This is a genomic window from Moellerella wisconsensis (assembly GCF_022592395.1).
Classification (GTDB): Bacteria; Pseudomonadota; Gammaproteobacteria; order Enterobacterales; family Enterobacteriaceae; genus Moellerella; species Moellerella wisconsensis.
Map to the genome: position 1 here is coordinate 173,157 of NZ_CP093243.1, position 18,502 is coordinate 191,658.

The following is an 18,502-nucleotide window of genomic DNA, read 5'->3' on the forward strand; positions in this document are numbered from 1 at the left end:
AAATGCGATAACGTGGTGGAAAAATGTTCATCAGAGCTTATTTAAGGGCATCGACGGAAGATCAGTTCGCCGATCGGGCAAAAGAGATGCTGGAGCAGTTTGTTCAGGAGCGGGGACATAAAATAGCCAGTTACTACCGGGAGAACATCAGCGGTACAAAACTTGACCGCCCGGAACTGGGGCGCTTACTGATGGACAGTCACCGCAATGATATTTTACTGGTCGAGCAGATAGACCGTCTGACCCGTCTGAGCAACAGCGACTGGATGACGCTGAAAAAGCAAATCGAGCAACACGAGCTGCGGATTGTCAGCCTCGATGTACCCACCTCATGGCAGGCGCTGTCAGATAAAGATCCTTCGCAGGCTGACCCAATCACCCGCGCCGTGATAACCGCCATCAATAATATGCTTATCGACCTGATGGCCGCGATGTCGCATAAGGACTGGCTGAGCCGCCGCCATCGGCAGAAGCAGGGAATTGAACGGGCACATACGCTGGGAAAATACCGGGGCAAACAGGCCGATCAGGAACGACATAAGAAAGTTCTGTATTACCGACAGGTCAAGAAACTGAGCATAAGAGAAACTGCTGAAGCCACCGGTTACAGCACATCTCAGGTCTGCAGGATTCAGGCCCTGTTCAGGCCTGAAAATTAAGCACATTTTCTAAGGCTGGAAATCAACTCATGCTGACAGCCTGAGCCTGTTGGCATGGTAAGCAATGTGATCACCAATAAAGCTGGAAATGAAATAATAGCTGTGGTCGTAACCAGTATGATATCGGAATGATGTGTTGATGTTCATCTCGTTGCACACTCTTTCAAGACTTTTAGTGCGTAACTGATCTTCATAAAAGGCGTCACTTAATCCCTGGTCAATAAAAATTTCTGGTAATTTCGCACCCTGTAAAATGAGACTGACGGGATCGTAGTGCTCCCACGTTTTTTTATTTTCACCCAGGTACGCGGTGAATGCCTTTTGTCCCCATGGCACCTGAGAAGGTGACACTATCGGTGAAAATGCCGATACACTCACATATTCATCAGGATTTCGCAGCGACAGAACCAGCGCTCCCATCCCCCCCATGGAGTGACCGGATATTGATTTCCTTGATGTTACAGGTAAATGCTCCATGACAACATCCGGAAGCTCATGGAGAATATAGTCATACATCCTGTAATGCGTGTTCCACGGATGTTCCGTCGCGTTCAGATAAAATCCGGCACCCTGGCCCAGATCGTAGCTGTCAGCATCTGCGACATGCTCTCCACGGGGACTGGTATCAGGAACAACGACGATGATGTTGTTCCTGGCGGCATAATGCTGCATACCCGATTTGGTGATGAAATTCTGCTCCGTACAGGTCAGACCCGAGAGCCAGTACAGGACCGGCAGTTTTTCTGTTGCTGCTTTGGGGGGAAGATAAACCCCGAAATTCATCTCACAATTAAGTGTTTGTGAATTATGGCGGTATACGTTTTGCCAGCCGCCAGCGCTGGCATGCTGCTCGATGAGTTCCATTAGCCTCTGTCTCATGGTTATTTCCCCTGACAGGGAGTCAGGGGAAGTCTCTTTATAGCCGGACGTCAGATGAACGTATAAGCCGTGATTTTGTTACCCGCAGGGTCTCGCAGGTAGGCTGCATAGGCTCCAGGGAGATGGCTGCGCGGGCCAGGCTGACCTTCATCTTTCCCTCCGGCGGCAAGGCCCGCGGCGTGGAAAGCATCAACTTCTTCCGGACTTGCAGCTGCAAAGCCGACAGTAACGCCGTTGGCCAATGGCGCTTCACCGTTGCCCGGACGTGCAATAATAAAGGCTGGCTTTTCACGACCATAAAGTACCCAGCCATTGCCAAACGGGCCGAGGTTATTGATGCCAAGCGTACCGAGGACAGCATCGTAAAAATCAGCGGATTTTTCAACATCGGATGCACCGATGAAGACGTGGGAAAAAACGTCATTACCAGAAATTACAGGTGTTGCCATGATCCATTTCCTTCAGTTGGTTTGACTCAGTTAAAACGCTATCAGTAACGGATTACCGTACGGATTGATTTACCTTCATGCATAAGATCGAAGGCCTCATTGATTTCATCCAGCGTCATCGTGTGGGTAACAAATGGCTCCAGTTCAATTTTACCCTTCATGGCATCTTCTACCATGGCCGGAAGTTGCGTACGGCCTTTCACTCCGCCGAAAGCAGAACCTTTCCATACGCGCCCGGTAACGAGCTGGAATGGACGGGTGGATATCTCCTGCCCGGCGCCGGCCACGCCGATGACAATGGACTGGCCCCAGCCACGGTGAGCACTTTCCAGCGCCGCACGCATAACGTTGACGTTACCGATACATTCAAAAGTGTGGTCAATGCCCCATTTGTTGATTTCAAGCAGCACATCTTTAATCGGTTTGTCATGGTCGTTCGGGTTGATGCAGTCGGTTGCACCGAACTGACGGGCAAGTTCGAATTTGGCCGGGTTGGTGTCGATAGCGATAATGCGTCCTGCTTTTGCCTGGCGAGCCCCCTGAACGGCAGCCAGACCGATTGCGCCAAGACCAAAAATAGCGACAGAATCTCCAGGCTGTACTTTCGCTGTGTTGTGAACAGCGCCAATCCCGGTAGTCACGCCACAGCCCAGCAGGCAGACGTGTTCATGGTTTGCCTCCGGGTTAATTTTTGCCAGAGAAACCTCGGCCACTACCGTATACTCACTGAATGTGGAGCATCCCATGTAGTGGTAAAGAGGCTGGCCATTGTAAGAAAAGCGGGTGGTTCCGTCAGGCATCAGTCCTTTTCCCTGAGTTTCGCGAACCGATACACAGAGGTTCGTTTTCCCGGACTGACAGAATTCACACTCCCCGCATTCGGCGGTGTAAAGCGGAATCACATGGTCTCCCGGCTTCACGCTGGTCACGCCTTCACCGACCTCCACGACGACACCGGCCCCTTCGTGGCCGAGAACCACCGGGAAAACGCCCTCAGGATCGTTCCCGGAGAGGGTAAAGGCATCGGTGTGGCAGACACCGGTGTGGGTATTTTTAATCAGCACCTCGCCTTTTTTAGGTGGTGCAACATCAATTTCAACAATCTCCAGGGGCTTCCCTGGTGCAAATGCAACGGCAGCACGTGATTTCATATGTAAATTATCCTCAATGTGATGGCTTAGCTATTTAAGATAGGCGCGAACCAGTTCAATCGTATCGTCAACGGATTTACTGATTTCATGGCTGTAGCTGTCATTCTGGTCAAAGGTTTCCCGTATGTGGCTCTCGAGCACCTCTGCCATAAGACCGTTAGCTGCTCCGCGAACGGCAGCTATCTGCTGAAGAATGGAACGGCATTCAGTACCATTTTCCAGCGCTCTTTCCAGAGCATCAATCTGACCCCGAATACGGCGAACACGGGTAAGGACCTTTTTTTTCTCTTCAGGAGTACTGGGCATTATTTACCTCACCATTTTTGATTTTATATACTATAGTGGAGTATATAATTATTGTCAATGCATACTCCACTACAGTATAACTAAGAATAAACATAACTACCTTTATTTACGATATAAATCATATATTTATATTATTTTTGGCTGTGATACTGTCGGAAGGAAAGTTACTACAAAAATGATATCTACCGATACGGGATTTGGGGCATAGGCGGTTCTGTTAAATTTCGCCAGATATTGGCTCATCATTGATGGTCAAAAAATGAGCCTAACGTACAATAATTTTCGATATCCAAACTGACCCATATTAGTATGGTTGTACTGGCTCGAAGCTTCTTTGTCGATGCGTTCCTCGATACCGCTATAATCGCTGCGGCCATTCAAATGGTGGCTATTATTTTCATGGCTGTTTCCCGTCATGCAATAAAGATACGTATGTTAGATTCGGCTGGTGGTCCAGAGGCTTACCTTGCACAAAAAATTGAGTGGCCGGGCGACCCGTTCTACACCAGCATGGTCGATAACTGCGGAGTAAGGCAAGAATTTGATGCCTGGTACGAACGAGAGAAACCGCAAATGACTATTGGTGAGTTTGATCGCGCCCTGGGTAATATCCTTCAATCCACTTATTCCATCCCGCAAGAAACCGAAATTAGTGATACCCAATTCCTCAAGTTACTTGTGATCAGATATGCAGCACCTTTCTTTAAATGGTTAAGCATCGGATGCCTCTTGTTTGGAGGCGTCGCTATTGTGCTTCTATTTAATCCTGTAAATACTTTTAGGGAAGGGTATCCTTACATCGCTCTACCGTTTTCCCTAGCGGTCATGTTTCATTCTCTTCGTAGGGCTACGCAAGCAAAAGCACATTCAATGATAATGGACAAGCCTCTGACAACCAGCCAGATTGATGGATTAATGGATCTCGCAAAAAGCTTCGGTTTACATGCTGAATTTTGTGAATTATTACGCAGCGCTGAATGCCCTAATACGCTCAAAGGCGCACATGAATGGCTTCGCACTAAAGCCCATGCCCCTAACACCTTTCTTGGTTAATTCCCTTACGAATAACCATATCTTGCCTTTGCCCCTGAAAATTGTTTAAAGTATGGATAAATATACAGCCCCTATTTCGGCGGGGGGATTTGCAAGTTACCCTTTTTCGGGGATTGATTACGATGAACATCGCAGAAACCTTCCATCGCCTGGAAGACTCTCTGGCGTTGCTCAAGCGCGTGCTGGCACAAAAGTCGCCTCTTTATGCTCGTGTTTGTGTAATTCCGCCAGTTGCTGACGGCGATGAGACTTTACCCGTTAACCGCATCGAACCAGAATTACTGTACGGTGCCCAGGCTATTGAACAAACTCAGAAAGCCTTTACCGATCTGCATATCAAAGACGGGTTATCCCAAAAATCGACACGTCGTACCGCTGGCGTGCTTTGGTATGATGATGAAACGCCTGAGTTCGCGGCAGAAGTCATGGCGCTAATAACGAGCATTAACGCAATAAAGCTGTCGATTCAAGAGCACATTATTACTGGATTCAGTTCGCAGAATGCGCGCTTCTCCGCACTGCATAATGCCTGTCCGGGCGTAATGACGCTGCATCTATACCGGCAAATTAGAGCCTGGCATAAGGCCGATATTCAGTCCATTCGTTTCTCGTGGCAGAAGAAGTCTTTATTGCGGATCCCGGATAAGGCCAAACTACTCGCCAGCATGCAGGCCGATGTCATAGATAATAGTGAAGTGACTGTACCGGTCGGTAATTTGGCTCAGCGGATAGCTAATACCCCGCAAGACAAATTACGTCTGCGTCGTCCGGCCAAAATACAGCCGGTGGCAAACATTCAGTTTCGCGCAGATATCGAAGGTGAACCGCCAACGCTGAAAACTGTAACTGCATTAATGCCATACATCATCATCCAGAATCAGCGGTTAGAAGTGAAACCACTTCAGAACTATTCACCGCGCGATATTCAGCGAAGTAAAGACCGACTCGCAACCGAGGTGATCGGGACTTTCCACGGCGAGACTATTGAAATGCTATTAGGGAGATAATTCATACCGCATATGAATTACTATAAAATATACAATAAGGATGTCGATGCCTGGCTAAGACAAGATCAGTCAGGCTTTACCGATGAAGAACATGCAGGCTTCTGGCCGGAGCCTGCTATCATCAATATTGAACAGAGTGACGTTCAAAAACCTGTGTATTTCTCACCTTCAGCAACCACCTTGAAACTCATTGAGTTCGGGGTGTACGACTTTTGTGGTCGCTGGCCGGAGCGTCCATAGCTGGCCCAAAAACATCTTTTCTCTTGTCAGAACCTTGAATTTCGTCACCTGAAAGCGACGTATTACTATAAGGAAACCTTAGGTAATACGACCTGAGGCCTCTGGTGAGATAACAATGAAATATTATGAAAGTACGCTGCGCTTGAGGATCCCCTCAACCGATTTGTATGGAATACATCAGCATCTGGATTTTTTCATTCAAGAGCAAAGTAAAGCCAAGTTACCGTATTCATTCCTCGTACAACCGGGCACGGGCAACGATTCTCGTATCCTCTTACGTACAGCACAGCCTATCGGTGTTCCTGGTGAAAAGCACCTGAGCGCGACCTTTACTGAAGGCCAAAAAATCACCCTCTGTGGATCTATGGCCGTCGTGCGTCGTGAAACTGTCAACGGTCGGAAGCGAGAAGTTACCCCTCCACACCACGAACTGAACGAATTCATCCATTACCGCCTTGAGCGGGCAGGGTTTACTCCCCACCATGTCGGGGTATACGAAACGAAAAAGAATATTATTCAGAAGCCTGACCACCGCCATCAGAAAGGTCACCGGATCGTCGTGCCGACGACAGAATTCATTGCCACAGGTAATGTCGCGTCAGTAGAGGAATTCGAGCAAGCCTTTGTATTCGGAGTAGGCAGGAAACGAATTTTTGGCGTTGGTCAGATATCCCTCATCAGTTGAGCCGACGCGTAACCTCCACAAAGCCGGTCAATACCGGCTCTTTCCATTCTCTGCGACGACCCTTATCTATTGTGTACTGATCTGTAAAAAATAGTTATTGACTGACCAGTCAACAACTGGTTTACTTGCGTAAAATACAATGAGAGGAATAACCATGAGCGGAAGACCAAAAGAATATGACGACCAGAAAGTCATTGAAGCTGCGATGAATGTTTTCTGGGATCATGGTTACGAAGCCAGTGGTACCCAAGCTCTTTGTGAAGAAACGGGAATGGGTCGGGGCAGTCTTTACCATGCTTTTGGTAACAAACAAGGCCTGTATCAAAAAGCGCTACAGTATTACCAAGAAATGGGGATAAACCGACAGAAAGACATTCTTTCTAGCCAAGAAAGTCCCAAGCAGAAACTACTGAATTTGCTTAACTGGGGGATCGAGATTGACCAAGATCCTGAAAATCCGCGAGGGTGTCTTGCTCTACATTCGGTTCTCGAACGCAGCCATAAAGACCCGCAAATACAGTCCATCAATCAACAATATCTACTGCGCCTGGAATTATTGGTGAAAGCTGTCATTACCGAAGGTGTCAAACAGGCTGAATTCCCTGATAGCACGAATATCTCCACCAGCAGCAAGGCCTTCCTATCTGGGTACTATGGTCTACGGATCATGGGCGTTACCTTGACTGACCGTGATTTTTTGAACGAAGCAGCCTACGGAATTATTTCAAAAATTTAGGATCCCCACCCGGTGATTTGACGCGCTTAATAGTTTACTAAATGGTAAACAATGCTGTCTTTTTGTTTCCAAAATAATGGTGATCTATTTTGTACTAATCGATAAACAATGGAGTAATACCCCATGAGTACAGATGTTAAGGCTTTCCATATCGCGACAGGGAACGGTAATTCTGTCTGGATGAACGGTGACCTCTACTCGGTATTAGTGAGTCCATGCGTAGCGCAAGGGCAAATTTCAATTTTAGAAGCGTCCATTCCACCAGGGGTGGCCCGCCAAGACACAACCATCTTAATGAAGATGAAATTTTCTATGTGACGCACGGTCAGCTGGATATTTCTGCCGGTGATGATTCATTCATCGCAACGGCAGGGAGCCTCGTTTTTGTCCCTAGAGGCATGATGCATGGTTTTCGGAACAACACTAAAGATTTCGCCAAGCAATTACTCATTTTTACGCCTGGGGGATTCGAAAGGTTCTTTTTAGAAGTTGGCCTTACGGCTACAGCAGGGAGGCCCATTCCGGACGTCTTCAGTACCAATCAGGAACTCGCTCGCTTAATCGGGGCGCAGTACGGATCTTATCAAGAGGTGGAAATTTGAAACGTAATTTATACATTCTGATGGCAACCATTTTAGTGGTAACCATGAGCGAACTCCAGACAGCGGGTATGCTTCCAAATATCGCAGCAGACCTTCAGGCATCAACCGGACAAGTTGGTTTACTTGTCTCGGTGTATGCTCTCGGCATGGCGGTCGGTGGCCCAATCATTGCATATATGCTCCGACGCAAATCACCGCGATTGGTACTGACTTCTATTATTGCAGTTTATGCGGTGATAGAAATTCTAGCGCCAGTAGTTCATGAATATTGGTGGCTTGCGTTGGCGCGCTTACTTACCGGCTGTCTCTCAGGAGCGACTTTTGGCCTTGCACTGACGTTTGCTGCCCGTCTTGCCCCTTCGCCTGACCAAATTGGACGATCTGTTTCCATCGTACTAAGTGGCCTTATGGTCGGCACTGTCATCGGCTTGCCGTTAAGCCATTTCATCGCAACGCAGTGGGACTGGCAATCCTGTTTCTACCTGCTTGGTGTTGCCGCATTATTAGTAAGTTATATCGTCCTAAAATGGCTCCCCGATCTGGCTAAAGCGACGGAAGACGAATCAGTCGCTGACATTCAAAACCTTAAGTCACCTAAATTATGGTCACGATACTTGGTTAGTTTTCTGACGATCGGTGCAGCATACGGCTCTTTTTCCTTCTTTACACCTTTACTTCAACAGAATGCCGGTTTCAGTTCTGATGCGACAACCTTAATCTTGCTTGGTTATGGACTCTGTACAGTAATCGGCAACCTCATTGTTGGCCGATTCGCAGATGCACACCCCGTTGGTGTCTTACGAATTGGGCATAGCGCTTTATTGATTGCCTTGGTTGTCTTGTCATTATTCAGCGACGTTAAAGAATTGACGCTGGTTATGGTGCTGGTGGTTGGCTTGATCGGTATCTCCATGAATCCTGCCTTAATCACGCGAGTCACTGAGGCAGGCGGAACTGGGTACTTAGTCACTACAGTGCATACCGCTGTTATCACGATGGGCGTCACACTCGGTACCATGTTTAGTGCGTTCTCAATGAATATTTTCGGACAAGATCCCGTGATTGCGACCTGGACAGGTGCGGCATTAGTCGTGGTCGTATTAATCGTTCTAGCCATGCAAACAATGCGATTTAGTAATACCAAACAACCCCTTGCGCGGGTCAACTCATTGAACAAGTCCTAAGTAACGGAGAGAAAACAGAATGGTCAATTTAACCAAAACAGCATCAGAAAAAGTTGCCTTGGTAACGGGGGGTTCAAGAGGTATTGGCAGAGAAATTGTCTTGTCGCTGGCGAGGGATGGGGTCGGTTATATAGGGATCCACTGTGGTAAAAATCAGGAGGCTGCACGTCATGTCGTAACCGAACTGCGCGCGCTTAATGTTGAGGCCGACATTTTCACCGCAGATTTCGGGAACAACGCGGAACAAGCGGCACTCGGGCTATGGGAAGCATTCTATAACCGGCTGAAGGACAAAGGCTATAACGGTGTTGATATTCTGATTAACTGCGCTGGGATCGCACCATCTACGTCACTCATTGAGACAACATTGAATGACTACCAGGCAGTCATGTCTGTTAATGTTGAAGCTCCATTCTTTCTGTTGAAGGCCGCCGCACCTCATATCAATACGGGGGGCCGCGTTATCAACGTTTCAACTGTTTTAACCCGAGTCTCCGATCCGCAGCGAGCAATTTACGCCGCTTCAAAAGGCGCTATCAACACATTGACACTTTCGTTGGCAACTGAGTTCGAAAAAAGAAATATCACCGTCAATGCCATTGCACCTGGTGTAGTCGATACCGACATGAACAGTGGCTGGCTTCATGCTGAAGAGGCTCAAAAAATAGCGTCTGGTTTCTCTGTTTTTTCACGAGTTGGCAAAACCGAAGATATCGCTGACGTAGTTTCGTTTTTAGCGTCCGACCGTAGCCGATGGATAACAGGGCAGGTTATTGATACTTCCGGTGGTTCATGCATTTAGGGGTAGAGTGGTAGAAACCAGCTTTAACTGGTTTCTACCTGACTCATAGGCCTGGCAGCGGGCCTGTGTAGCCTTCGTCTTCCGCAGTGACTTCCTTAATAGGCTTCGCCACACCCACTGTAACAGGTGCCTTCACCAACGTAGGATCGGTTATGTCCAGGATCCCAATGGTGGAAACGGTATACGTGTCGATAGTCATCCACGGTTTCTTCATGTCGCACTGACTTTTAATGTCGCGCTCCGCTGAACACCAGGTGAGCTTCCCTTTGTTGAGATCCCGAACGCTCGGTTCACCGTACTTCTCCAGAGCCCCAGCCACCAGCGCTTCCGGGTTATTGAAGGAATAACGAATTGACTTCACCCGGCTAATCTCCGGCGTGTCACCCGTCCCTTCAATCAAGTTGACGATCGTCTCTTCGTTCACGTTCCCCCAGGTCAGTGACGCAACTTTCCCATTGCGTGATTGGGTTCGTACAGCCGCGATATCGCGTCGTTGGGCTTGCTTGTTCGCCGCTTCCAATGCGGCGTCAAGTTCCATGCCCAGGGAAATACCTGCCACATTGAACGCCGCTACATCAACACTGCTGATTGGAGGCAGTTCCACTTTGGGCTCTACGGGGAGGGTCGGTGCAAGGGCATTGTTACCTGTGCCGTACAACCCGCCATCATAGTTAGCGGCTTCTCGTGCATCTCTGTCTGACTCATTAAGCACGGTATAACTGGCTTGAGCAGACGTCGCGTAAGCTAATGCCACCAGCAGGCCTAATGCTATTTTGGTCATGAAAACATCCTCATTATGGGTTTCGTGAACGATAACACCCACCCCGAAAGCGATGAACGAAAAAGGCCAACAAAACGAGGGCGTTAAATTTTCCATCCTCGTCCGCCCCCGAATACTATGAGCCTCTATTCAAATGTCTGAGGAGTATGAGTGAAAGTGGAGACTGAAATTGGCCGGTATCGCAACGTGAGAAACTCCGCTGTTTTAGCCCGACCGCTACAGGGTCGTCAAACCAATGGTCCAATCCATCTCTGGGAGGAATGTCATGGGTAAGCAACAGGTTCCGCTTTGGGTTAGAGGTACCGCCTTTGTTCGTGAGTACCTATCGTTCATCACATTGGCAGTGCTCTTTGGATGGCCTTCACCTGACACCGCGACGGGTGCAACAAAAACGATTATTAACCTGTTAGATTTGGCCGTACCTCTGGCTGTAATTTGGTTGGTGGTCACCGCGTTTATGCGAACCGCATCATTCCACTATCTCCGTTACCTGGGTGGGGTCCTCTACGATATCGTGTTGTTGATCGTCACCTTTCAACTGGCCTGCCGATTTCTGGTGCAGATCCAAGGTGTGATTAACGACATTATTGACGGAGCCATTGAATCCCCTGAGTTGGCAATTAGCACCGTGGTCAGCGTTTATCTTGTCATCTTCCTGTGCCGGTTATGTATCGGTAAATCCAAGGTTCAATCGATGAGTGTGGCATACGGGCGTCCAACAGCCCCCATTCACCGAACGGAAGCCTCGTTGATGCTAACGGCAGTCCATGAGTGCGGTCATGCGCTGGTATATGCCCTTCAGAATACGCACCCCGAAATAATGCGGATGGGGCTCGCTCAAGAATCGCGCGGTAATGAACTACGACTGGGCTATATGGAAAGCAACGTGGCACTTGATGGCCGGGCAACGCGAGATCAGCTTTACTGGCGCATGCTGTTGGCGCTCGGTGGTTCGGCTGCTGAGTTGGCTGTTTATGGCAAGCAATATGAAGGAGCCCTGGAGGATATGCGCACCTGGCAGGAACAAGCAGGGCGCTACCTTCAGAACGGTTTCGGTCAGGTTCTGATGTGCGATGACGGCCATGACGTCTCTCTTCGTCACAATATAGCGGCGTTTAATGCCTTGCACGCCGAACAGGTCGCTATCGTGAATCGGTTTATGCGTGACAACGTCACGTTATTAACGGAAATGGCAACGGAATTACGTCACCTGGGAGCACTGGATAAACAGGCTATAACATCGTTTCTAGGCCGTGTCTCGATCAGTGTGGATGTCCCCACCTTTGTGATTACGGGCTGACAGGCCAAGAGGTCGCTTAACTGCGACCTTTTTGCTTTAAAATCACGACGCAGTTTTGAAAACTGATATTTCGCGGGGGCGATTATGGGTCTGAAAAAGTGAATCATTATGAAAAGTAACGTCATTTCGTCCCCAGAATGGGCCGTGCCACACTATGGGGGAATAACCATTAACAGGAATAACTTATGACTCAAACAACTCAACGAAAAAGCCGAGATATGCGGCGCTTACTGATTGAACCTGATCGCTACGAGCTGGTTGAATATGGTAAAGAAACCATCTTTGATCGTGTTAAGGCCGTAGTCGTCATCAATGAAGACGGTGTGATGTGCATTAACGCCAGTGACACGGCGCTCGGTATGTGTGGGTTAACCGACTGTATCGAATCGTTGGTCGCCCGATACAACGACGGTTTCCGTTTTATCTAATCGGGCCTCGAAATGAATAAAAAAGCTATTTTTTCAGTGTCGCTGGTCTTGCTGGTCGGGGCCAGTGTTTTAGGCTCCGACTTTGCGCATTGCAAAGCAAAGGATGTTCCGAACTACATCCAGATGAGTGAGTGCTGGGTCGAGTTGGATGGGTACCATTTTATGGCCGGGTGTTCATCCCGGCATTTCTTTTGAGGTCAGTATGAAAGGTCAGGCAAAGAAGGGCGGTGAAATCGGCATTAATGGAGAGTATTACAAAGGTGGACAGTTTATGCCGGGTAGCTCAAAGACAAAGAAAGGTGACCGGGCGTCGAGTGCTAGCCCCTCCGCCAAACCTAAACGACAACTCATTGAGCCAGGTGTGTTTGTCGAGGTTTCCGATGGAGAGAAGACTATCTATAGCGGAATTATGGCTTTTGTTATCGTGGAAAATGGCGTAATGCGGCAATCCGTCAGCGATAAAGCCATCGCCCATTATGAGCTCACCGACACCTTGCCTGGTCTTATCGAACGATTCAACGCAGGTGAACGATACCGGTGAGGGTAATTCCTCACCGATTTTGATTAATCAATCTTTCATAATTAGCATGGCATTAATTATTTTACATCAATTTTATAGATTTTCTTGAATTCTTTTCCTGCGTAGGAAGTCCCGTAGGTATTACCCGATATATATATCTGAATAGGATTCTTGATTAATGGAACTCCAGAAATAGTTATGGTATGAAAATCTTCGTTTTTTTGAGTCTCCCCTTGAAAAGTCAAATAGGATACCTCTGGACTCCAGGTTAGCCCAGAATCTGGGGGGGGTAATTATGATGTCGATACTCTTTCTACTTATGTACCCTCCTGATATATTAATTACTTCGTTATAAGAAGCACCATAGGTTGCTGTTGTTAATTTATCAGGAGTAACTTTAGGTGTTGGGTTGCCACAACCTGCTAATGCCAAAGTTAGAATTACTATAATGAGTGTTTTCATTTACAATACCGGCTTGAATACGAGAGCGCCAAACGTGTGATTTAACACATAACTAAGAGGTTTATTTTCCTTGACCCACGGTTTAACCTCCCCCCAGGAAAAACACTTCAAGTTCACTATTGTATCTAAATTCACTTGATCGGTAAGAGTTGTGCCATCTGTTCCAGTAATAGTACCATTCCAAACAATCCAATGGTTTTTATTTGAAGTATCAGTGTTAGGTAAGCCCGTAAGCATTCCCGCAGAGATAAGCGAAACAACTACATACCCTTTTTGTTGGTATTGATTTAGGGTAAGGATATCCTCTAACTTAGATGAAGATAAGCTAATATTGTCAAATACCTTTTCATACCCAACCTTCTCAAACCATTCTGATAACATTCCCCACATTGTGACACCTGCGGCTTCATCTTCTGCGGAGCCATAGCTGAAGATGATATTCTCAGAATCACGTAAGCTAGCAAGCGTGATCCAGTCTAACCCTGAAACTTTCAATCTTCCGCTATCTCGATAAAATGAACCTGAAGGCCTCTTGCAGCTTTCAGTTGGAACTATTTCTAGTTTGCCTATTTTTGTTTTACCATATAGCCATAATTCTCTTGCGGCTTGCTCATATATATCAGGCCTATCAACAAGAATGCTATAAAATAATGCAGCTGGACCGCAAAGGCTGGTTGTACCTTGGTTTGGATAATCAAAGTGGTTTAATCTTTGCACTAGTTCGAAGTCAAATGAGTCTTTTTTAAAAGGGTCTTTTGCGCTATTAGCTGGGTACTCTTTTGCAATAAACTGCCGTTCAGGAACAGTGATCTTCAGTTCAATAGTATTATCGCCATCGCTCACAGGCTTTGTTTGACCGTTGGATTCAAAGTAACACGCATTTTCTCGTTTGCTCTCAGAGCAAGCCTTGCCGGATATAAGGTCCTCTAATGTTGTAGTGGTCAATAAAATTTGGTCACAGTTTTAGAGCTTTTCCAATATAATCGTTCTGACTCATTGGGCGTTAAGCCACCGTTATATTGATGCGGTCTAATCTGACTATAATACCCAATGATATATCGGGTTTATTTCTTGCTGTGCTTCTATAAAATTACGGTAACCTAAAATAGGTACCCATTCTGTCTTTAAGCTTCGAAAAAATCGCTCCATCGGCGCATTATCCCAGCAATTACCTCGTCGAGATAAACTTTGCTTTATCTGATAACGCCATAGTAATTGGCGATATTGACGGCTTGTATAATGACTTCCTTGATCTGAATGAAACAGCATATTTCTTGGCTTACCTCTTGATTCAAAAGCCATTGATAATGCTTTTCCCGTTAGTTGGCTATCGGGTGAAAATGACACCGCCCAACCAACGGGCTTTCGAGCAAATAAATCCATCACAACCGCAAGATACATCCAGCGATTACCTGACCAAATATACGTTACGTCACCTACCCAAACTTGGTTTGGCTCCGTGACTGCAAATTGTCGCCCGAGATGATTCGGTATTTCAACGTGCTCTTGAGTTGATTTTGTATATCGATGCTTCCGCATTTGGCAACTCACCAAGCCAAGTGATTTCATAAGCTTAGTTGCACGATAGCGCGTTAAAGGAACCTGTTTTGTCTTCGATACAATATCAGCAATAGTACGAGCACCCGCAGAACCGCGACTGCTTTTATGAACTTCTCGAACCAGGGCCCGAAGCCGAATTTGCTCCGCTGATGGTGTTTTTGCACGGTGACGCCAGTATTGATAGCTACTGCGATGAACACTGAACACGTTACACAGTTGTTTTATACTAAAGCGCCGGCTGAGTTTCTCGATCAGCGAGAATTGTTCAGAGAGTCCGACATCACCAACGCTGTAGCCTTTTTTAAGATCTCATTATGCTCTTCAAGTTGCGCGATTTTCTTTTTTAATTCACGAATTTCAATCTGCTCAGGCGTCATGGGTGACGCTTTCGGTGAAATACCCTTGCGTTCTAGCTTGAGTTGCCGGACCCATTTGTCCATGGTTGATTTACCAACACCCATCGCGTTGGCGGCCTCGACCACGGAATAGTTTTGGTCAAGCACCAGTTGAGCCGCTTCAAGTTTGAATTCAGCACTGAAAAGCCGTCTTATTCGTTTTGCCATAATTGTCACCTATCTGTTTGTGAGGTGATGATATCACCTCTGAGTTGGTGACCAAATTAACTATGCCACTACAACCTGCGTGCTTCCTGTTTTCCATCCATACATCGTTAACTCCGCCAATAATATAGTATGCGCCTGAATGTTTTCCACAGGTCACCAAGTCACCTTCTCGCGCACCAGCAACACCGTACCACTGGAATGTATTATCACCTGTCAGAATATGACTTCCGCATGTAGTTGAGTCTCCTACACGTAAAAAATATCCAACTGCCATATATCACCTCTAATTTATTGAAGTAAATGAATTGAAATATTCTCTTTTTCCGATGTTGTATGGCTCATGGTGTACCCTTGATTGTCAGTTGTTCCATGATAAGAGTTGCCGTTTACGTTATGCATTATGTACTTGCAATCACACAAAGGGTTGCCAAAATCATCGGTACACAAATACCTTATATGATGCCTTGTTGTGTCTGAGATATTATTAATGCCTGATGTCGGCTTTTCTTTAATTAACTGAACACTTTTCAATGGTGAGGATTCAATGTCCGACTTATATACATCAACTGTATTACTTCCTGAAAGACAGCCGCAACTAACCATTGATCCGTGAACAGCTTGAAGTTTCCCATGATTTAGAAAGCCTTGCTGCCCAGAAACGACAGTGCCTGGCTGACCACACTTAGGACAGGGTGTTGTCGGATCGCCCACTCTTAAAGCTTGTTTATTAAAGCATGTGACCGTTTGTATAGTTGCAATGCAGGTGGCACCAGTGGTGGTTTTGTCTCCATTTAAGGCCATTGCCTTACCCATGATGATGGGCCTAGCTCCAGACATAACACCTCCAATGTGTGATATGTTAGTTTTATATAATGTATTAAATAGAATAATATATTAATATAATGTATTAATCTAACCATTAACAACCAAATCATTACAATTCACCATCTTTCCCTGTTCATTTCTACTAGGAATTTCGCCGTTCGCACACCTCATGTTTTACTGGTAAAGGTCACCATTCATAGCCGATCTACTTAATTATCAGAGAAACTCATGAGCACTAAAGAAAAAAACCTTGAATTGCTATACAACGCCTGGCTGTCGCGTTCTGTATCCTGGGAGTTTGGTTGTGAAGATGAGCGAAAAACCCAATGCCGTGATTGGGCTGAGTCATCTTTAGAAAGCATCACTGATGCCGAAGAGTTCGACCAGGATGAAGCCGATTACATCGTGGATGATGAGCTCACGCACTGGACGGAATAACTTCGCCTAACCCCTTCGTCACCGTAACATCTAATGTGACAATGAAGGGGTAAACAAATCAAACAGGCAAATTGTTATGAGCAACATGCCCCAAGACGAACTGAGCGCTATCGCACTGTTCAACGACATTGGCCGAAATGAAGTCACTGCTCGTTTTGATATGCTGAGCGCAACCGCACAAGTGCGTTTCGATGAGAGCTATCGTATACACGGCACCATGCCCGTCGGTTTTACCGCTCTCAATTTCATGACCGCTGATGAGCAGAAGCAGCGCCACCAGCTCTTGCTGGCGATACAGTTATGTACCGATCCCCAAGCTGAAGCCCACGACCGTATTAAAGCCAGGCGAGCAGAAATGAAAAGAAAAAACCATGTCGTTACCACTGGGTAAGCTTCAGCACGCGTTGCTGCACGATATCGTTATCCAGCAGGCTGGAAAATGGTGGCCGGGTTGCCAACTAACCGTGCAGACACTGAGCCGTAGCCGGATCATTCTGGACGCTTTGGTTGTCCGGAAACTCCTAACCCATGAAGGCAGTTGTCATTATCAGGTCACAAGTCTGGGTCTGAAAATTTTCTCTCAGACCGGACATGAGAAAGTGCGTTAAACCTCTGGATTTGGGCGCTGTTTTACAATAGAGTAAACATAACGAATAGGTGGAATATGTCTCATCTTACTGGTGTGATTTCGAGTGTAATTCAGGATCTAGATACAATCGGCGAAAGGATTAATTCAGCCATTAATAAAGCTTCTTCCGACGCAGAAATTCTATTGCTGGAGGATGCGTTAATATCACTGTCTGAAACCCGAACTCGCCTGCAAGGCAAAGCGCCGGTAAACCAGGTTAACGCCAGTGTGACCCGGATCCACCCATTACCATAACCAGCCTAATATTGCTTGAGGTGACCAAAGATCATGTCAGACCAACTACCTGCAAACGAAACTGAACCTCTGGTGCCGAAAGCTAAAGTCCCTTCAGCCCACCTGGAGACGCTATTTAACTACCTGGTTAAATGCATCAAAGAAGACGGGGCACCCCCAACTTACGATGAAATCGGCAAAGCGTTGGGTTATTCAAAAGGACTGGTCGCCCGGCGTGTGAAGCAGCTGCATGAGCAAGGCCGTATCGTTATAGATGGAGAGAAAACCACGGCCAGGACTATGCGCATTGCTATTGGGCAGGGCTATGATGAACTGGTTGATAAGGTGTACCTGACAGAAGATCGCAAAGCCATTATTAAAGCGGTAAAAAGCATGATGAAGCGCACCGGCATCGGTCCTTCTATCAATATGCTGGCGCATGAGCTCGGCTTTTCGAACAGCAAGACAAAACGCCACGTTGAGTACCTGGATAAAAACGAATTACTCCGATACAGCCCCGAACTGGGTGAAGTTATTGCCACTGAACCAGGTGACTACGAGCCAAAACCAAATGCGTAATGGTGGGCTCTACTTTCGCTTTTTCCACTATGCTCTGCTGATCTGTCTGTTGATTGGATGCATTCTTTTTGGCAGGGCGCTCATCTCTATCTACTGGCCGGGGTATTGGGTTCCAGCTGATGCCTGGTATGCCTTCGGGATAGTGCCGGGTGTTTGGCTCGCGCCTCTGATTGGGCTGATTATCTTCATATTCCTTTCTTCGCTTTATCGCTATTTCGGGGTATTGGTGATGACAACCTGCATCGCCTGCGCCGGGGTGGCTTTTTTCGTCCTCAAATCGTAGTGCTTTCCCTTCCTGCACCTTGAAAAAGACACTCTTCTTCTGAATCATAAGAGCCTCACAATCGATCGTTCGCGTATCGTGGGGGTGTGCGATTTACCAGATCGGTGCGCCTTATGCGGTTTGGCGCATGTCATCAAGAGGGTACACG

The 18,502-nt window shown here is 46.9% G+C and carries 27 protein-coding genes and 1 pseudogene; 18 read left to right on the forward strand and 10 right to left on the reverse strand.

Annotated elements, in window-relative coordinates:
* The first annotated feature begins 23 nt into the window (after positions 1–23).
* A complete protein-coding gene (locus tag MNY66_RS16870; protein WP_000470623.1) occupies positions 24–659 on the forward strand; it encodes a recombinase family protein in 636 nt (211 codons plus the stop codon).
* A 27-nt stretch (positions 660–686) separates the two neighbouring features.
* Here MNY66_RS16870 and fghA read toward each other — a convergent pair whose 3' ends face one another.
* The 4 genes from fghA to frmR all read right to left on the reverse strand — a co-directional run bounded on the left by fghA (position 687) and on the right by frmR (position 3,444).
* Entirely contained in the window at positions 687–1,523 is an 837-nt protein-coding gene (fghA, locus tag MNY66_RS16875; protein WP_094962952.1) for an S-formylglutathione hydrolase, read from the reverse strand.
* 65 nt (positions 1,524–1,588) lie between these two features.
* On the reverse strand, positions 1,589–1,987 hold the full coding sequence (locus tag MNY66_RS16880) for a VOC family protein (protein WP_006814898.1): 399 nt from the start codon (positions 1,985–1,987) through the stop codon (positions 1,589–1,591).
* 41 nt (positions 1,988–2,028) lie between these two features.
* Positions 2,029–3,138: an S-(hydroxymethyl)glutathione dehydrogenase gene (frmA, locus tag MNY66_RS16885; protein WP_241501897.1), complete on the reverse strand. Its 1,110-nt coding sequence runs from the start codon at positions 3,136–3,138 to the stop codon at positions 2,029–2,031.
* A gap of 30 nt (positions 3,139–3,168) precedes the next feature.
* The gene (gene frmR / locus MNY66_RS16890) at positions 3,169–3,444 is read right to left on the reverse strand and encodes a formaldehyde-responsive transcriptional repressor FrmR (protein WP_109910753.1); all 276 of its coding nucleotides are present in this window, start codon (positions 3,442–3,444) and stop codon (positions 3,169–3,171) included.
* 309 nt (positions 3,445–3,753) lie between these two features.
* Between frmR and MNY66_RS16895 the strand changes: the two genes are divergently transcribed.
* From MNY66_RS16895 to MNY66_RS16930, 8 genes are all read left to right on the forward strand, one after another.
* Complete coding sequence (locus MNY66_RS16895; protein WP_241501898.1) at positions 3,754–4,497, forward strand: hypothetical protein; 744 nt, start codon at positions 3,754–3,756, stop codon at positions 4,495–4,497.
* 122 nt (positions 4,498–4,619) lie between these two features.
* Entirely contained in the window at positions 4,620–5,504 is an 885-nt protein-coding gene (locus MNY66_RS16900) for a DNA replication terminus site-binding protein (protein ID WP_011039617.1), read from the forward strand.
* Positions 5,505–5,516: 12 nt separating this feature from the next.
* Positions 5,517–5,744, forward strand: a complete 228-nt coding sequence (locus MNY66_RS16905) for a hypothetical protein (protein ID WP_241501899.1) — start codon at positions 5,517–5,519, stop codon at positions 5,742–5,744.
* Between the two features lie 115 nt (positions 5,745–5,859).
* Positions 5,860–6,429, forward strand: coding sequence for a type I-E CRISPR-associated protein Cas6/Cse3/CasE (locus tag MNY66_RS16910; RefSeq protein WP_082981373.1), 570 nt, complete (start codon positions 5,860–5,862; stop codon positions 6,427–6,429).
* A 154-nt stretch (positions 6,430–6,583) separates the two neighbouring features.
* Positions 6,584–7,165, forward strand: coding sequence for a TetR/AcrR family transcriptional regulator (locus MNY66_RS16915; RefSeq protein WP_047781151.1), 582 nt, complete (start codon positions 6,584–6,586; stop codon positions 7,163–7,165).
* Positions 7,166–7,380: 215 nt separating this feature from the next.
* Positions 7,381–7,767, forward strand: a complete 387-nt coding sequence (locus MNY66_RS16920; RefSeq protein ID WP_241501900.1) for a cupin domain-containing protein — start codon at positions 7,381–7,383, stop codon at positions 7,765–7,767.
* On the forward strand, positions 7,764–8,951 hold the full coding sequence (locus tag MNY66_RS16925) for an MFS transporter (protein WP_241501901.1): 1,188 nt from the start codon (positions 7,764–7,766) through the stop codon (positions 8,949–8,951). The genes MNY66_RS16920 and MNY66_RS16925 overlap by 4 nt, the downstream gene beginning before the upstream one ends.
* Positions 8,952–9,051: 100 nt before the next feature.
* Positions 9,052–9,753, forward strand: a complete 702-nt coding sequence (locus tag MNY66_RS16930; RefSeq protein WP_241501902.1) for an SDR family NAD(P)-dependent oxidoreductase — start codon at positions 9,052–9,054, stop codon at positions 9,751–9,753.
* A gap of 43 nt (positions 9,754–9,796) precedes the next feature.
* Here MNY66_RS16930 and MNY66_RS16935 read toward each other — a convergent pair whose 3' ends face one another.
* A complete protein-coding gene (locus MNY66_RS16935) occupies positions 9,797–10,630 on the reverse strand; it encodes a hypothetical protein (RefSeq protein ID WP_241501903.1) in 834 nt (277 codons plus the stop codon).
* A 54-nt stretch (positions 10,631–10,684) separates the two neighbouring features.
* On the opposite strand from MNY66_RS16935, the gene MNY66_RS17955 reads away from it, so the two are divergent.
* The 4 genes from MNY66_RS17955 to MNY66_RS16950 all read left to right on the forward strand — a co-directional run bounded on the left by MNY66_RS17955 (position 10,685) and on the right by MNY66_RS16950 (position 12,803).
* Positions 10,685–10,807, forward strand: a complete 123-nt coding sequence (locus tag MNY66_RS17955) for a hypothetical protein (protein ID WP_277627826.1) — start codon at positions 10,685–10,687, stop codon at positions 10,805–10,807.
* On the forward strand, positions 10,800–11,834 hold the full coding sequence (locus MNY66_RS16940; RefSeq protein ID WP_241501904.1) for a hypothetical protein: 1,035 nt from the start codon (positions 10,800–10,802) through the stop codon (positions 11,832–11,834). The genes MNY66_RS17955 and MNY66_RS16940 overlap by 8 nt, the downstream gene beginning before the upstream one ends.
* Before the next feature lie 185 nt (positions 11,835–12,019).
* The gene (locus MNY66_RS16945) at positions 12,020–12,262 is read left to right on the forward strand and encodes a hypothetical protein (protein ID WP_067423722.1); all 243 of its coding nucleotides are present in this window, start codon (positions 12,020–12,022) and stop codon (positions 12,260–12,262) included.
* A 148-nt stretch (positions 12,263–12,410) separates the two neighbouring features.
* Positions 12,411–12,803, forward strand: coding sequence for a hypothetical protein (locus MNY66_RS16950; RefSeq protein WP_235845365.1), 393 nt, complete (start codon positions 12,411–12,413; stop codon positions 12,801–12,803).
* A gap of 441 nt (positions 12,804–13,244) precedes the next feature.
* Here the strand turns inward: MNY66_RS16950 and MNY66_RS16955 are convergent, their stop codons facing one another.
* The 4 genes and pseudogenes from MNY66_RS16955 to MNY66_RS16970 form a co-directional block, all read right to left on the reverse strand.
* The gene (locus MNY66_RS16955) at positions 13,245–14,189 is read right to left on the reverse strand and encodes a hypothetical protein (protein WP_082981375.1); all 945 of its coding nucleotides are present in this window, start codon (positions 14,187–14,189) and stop codon (positions 13,245–13,247) included.
* Positions 14,186–15,367, reverse strand: a pseudogene (locus MNY66_RS16960) (IS3 family transposase). Before MNY66_RS16960 ends, MNY66_RS16955 begins: the two are co-directional and overlap by 4 nt.
* A complete protein-coding gene (locus tag MNY66_RS16965; RefSeq protein ID WP_241545130.1) occupies positions 15,333–15,641 on the reverse strand; it encodes a PAAR domain-containing protein in 309 nt (102 codons plus the stop codon). Before MNY66_RS16965 ends, MNY66_RS16960 begins: the two are co-directional and overlap by 35 nt.
* Positions 15,642–15,655: 14 nt before the next feature.
* Positions 15,656–16,204 (reverse strand): PAAR domain-containing protein, encoded by a 549-nt coding sequence (locus MNY66_RS16970; RefSeq protein ID WP_241501905.1) that lies wholly within the window; start codon positions 16,202–16,204, stop codon positions 15,656–15,658.
* Positions 16,205–16,420: 216 nt separating this feature from the next.
* Here MNY66_RS16970 and MNY66_RS16975 point away from each other — a divergent pair, with 216 nt between their 5' ends.
* The 5 genes from MNY66_RS16975 (at position 16,421) to MNY66_RS16995 (ending at position 18,071) form a co-directional block, all read left to right on the forward strand.
* Positions 16,421–16,630: a hypothetical protein gene (locus MNY66_RS16975; protein ID WP_109910748.1), complete on the forward strand. Its 210-nt coding sequence runs from the start codon at positions 16,421–16,423 to the stop codon at positions 16,628–16,630.
* Positions 16,631–16,706: 76 nt separating this feature from the next.
* The gene (locus tag MNY66_RS16980; protein ID WP_082981384.1) at positions 16,707–17,021 is read left to right on the forward strand and encodes a hypothetical protein; all 315 of its coding nucleotides are present in this window, start codon (positions 16,707–16,709) and stop codon (positions 17,019–17,021) included.
* On the forward strand, positions 17,002–17,238 hold the full coding sequence (locus MNY66_RS16985) for a hypothetical protein (RefSeq protein WP_067423943.1): 237 nt from the start codon (positions 17,002–17,004) through the stop codon (positions 17,236–17,238). Before MNY66_RS16980 ends, MNY66_RS16985 begins: the two co-directional genes overlap by 20 nt.
* Before the next feature lie 56 nt (positions 17,239–17,294).
* Positions 17,295–17,513, forward strand: a complete 219-nt coding sequence (locus tag MNY66_RS16990) for a hypothetical protein (protein ID WP_109910747.1) — start codon at positions 17,295–17,297, stop codon at positions 17,511–17,513.
* A gap of 33 nt (positions 17,514–17,546) precedes the next feature.
* Entirely contained in the window at positions 17,547–18,071 is a 525-nt protein-coding gene (locus MNY66_RS16995) for a LexA family protein (RefSeq protein WP_067423945.1), read from the forward strand.
* On the opposite strand, the gene MNY66_RS17000 is transcribed toward MNY66_RS16995, so the two are convergent.
* Positions 18,025–18,402, reverse strand: coding sequence for a hypothetical protein (locus MNY66_RS17000; protein WP_109910745.1), 378 nt, complete (start codon positions 18,400–18,402; stop codon positions 18,025–18,027). The genes MNY66_RS16995 and MNY66_RS17000 overlap by 47 nt on opposite strands.
* Positions 18,403–18,502: the final 100 nt, after the last annotated feature.

Excerpts from the sequence above, each read along its gene's own strand:
- MNY66_RS16870 (WP_000470623.1), top strand. The coding sequence starts at position 24 with ATGTTCATCAGAGCTTATTTAAGGGCATCGACGGAAGATCAGTTCGCC.
- fghA (WP_094962952.1), bottom strand. The coding sequence starts at position 1,523 with ATGGAACTCATCGAGCAGCATGCCAGCGCTGGCGGCTGGCAAAACGTA.
- MNY66_RS16880 (WP_006814898.1), bottom strand. The coding sequence starts at position 1,987 with ATGGCAACACCTGTAATTTCTGGTAATGACGTTTTTTCCCACGTCTTC.
- frmA (WP_241501897.1), bottom strand. The coding sequence starts at position 3,138 with ATGAAATCACGTGCTGCCGTTGCATTTGCACCAGGGAAGCCCCTGGAG.
- frmR (WP_109910753.1), bottom strand. The coding sequence starts at position 3,444 with ATGCCCAGTACTCCTGAAGAGAAAAAAAAGGTCCTTACCCGTGTTCGC.
- MNY66_RS16895 (WP_241501898.1), top strand. The coding sequence starts at position 3,754 with ATGGTTGTACTGGCTCGAAGCTTCTTTGTCGATGCGTTCCTCGATACC.
- MNY66_RS16900 (WP_011039617.1), top strand. The coding sequence starts at position 4,620 with ATGAACATCGCAGAAACCTTCCATCGCCTGGAAGACTCTCTGGCGTTG.
- MNY66_RS16905 (WP_241501899.1), top strand. The coding sequence starts at position 5,517 with ATGAATTACTATAAAATATACAATAAGGATGTCGATGCCTGGCTAAGA.
- MNY66_RS16910 (WP_082981373.1), top strand. The coding sequence starts at position 5,860 with ATGAAATATTATGAAAGTACGCTGCGCTTGAGGATCCCCTCAACCGAT.
- MNY66_RS16915 (WP_047781151.1), top strand. The coding sequence starts at position 6,584 with ATGAGCGGAAGACCAAAAGAATATGACGACCAGAAAGTCATTGAAGCT.
- MNY66_RS16920 (WP_241501900.1), top strand. The coding sequence starts at position 7,381 with ATGCGTAGCGCAAGGGCAAATTTCAATTTTAGAAGCGTCCATTCCACC.
- MNY66_RS16935 (WP_241501903.1), bottom strand. The coding sequence starts at position 10,630 with ATGGAAAATTTAACGCCCTCGTTTTGTTGGCCTTTTTCGTTCATCGCT.
- MNY66_RS16940 (WP_241501904.1), top strand. The coding sequence starts at position 10,800 with ATGGGTAAGCAACAGGTTCCGCTTTGGGTTAGAGGTACCGCCTTTGTT.
- MNY66_RS16945 (WP_067423722.1), top strand. The coding sequence starts at position 12,020 with ATGACTCAAACAACTCAACGAAAAAGCCGAGATATGCGGCGCTTACTG.
- MNY66_RS16950 (WP_235845365.1), top strand. The coding sequence starts at position 12,411 with ATGGGTACCATTTTATGGCCGGGTGTTCATCCCGGCATTTCTTTTGAG.
- MNY66_RS16965 (WP_241545130.1), bottom strand. The coding sequence starts at position 15,641 with ATGGCAGTTGGATATTTTTTACGTGTAGGAGACTCAACTACATGCGGA.
- MNY66_RS16970 (WP_241501905.1), bottom strand. The coding sequence starts at position 16,204 with ATGTCTGGAGCTAGGCCCATCATCATGGGTAAGGCAATGGCCTTAAAT.
- MNY66_RS16975 (WP_109910748.1), top strand. The coding sequence starts at position 16,421 with ATGAGCACTAAAGAAAAAAACCTTGAATTGCTATACAACGCCTGGCTG.
- MNY66_RS16980 (WP_082981384.1), top strand. The coding sequence starts at position 16,707 with ATGAGCAACATGCCCCAAGACGAACTGAGCGCTATCGCACTGTTCAAC.
- MNY66_RS16985 (WP_067423943.1), top strand. The coding sequence starts at position 17,002 with ATGTCGTTACCACTGGGTAAGCTTCAGCACGCGTTGCTGCACGATATC.
- MNY66_RS16990 (WP_109910747.1), top strand. The coding sequence starts at position 17,295 with ATGTCTCATCTTACTGGTGTGATTTCGAGTGTAATTCAGGATCTAGAT.
- MNY66_RS16995 (WP_067423945.1), top strand. The coding sequence starts at position 17,547 with ATGTCAGACCAACTACCTGCAAACGAAACTGAACCTCTGGTGCCGAAA.
- MNY66_RS17000 (WP_109910745.1), bottom strand. The coding sequence starts at position 18,402 with ATGATTCAGAAGAAGAGTGTCTTTTTCAAGGTGCAGGAAGGGAAAGCA.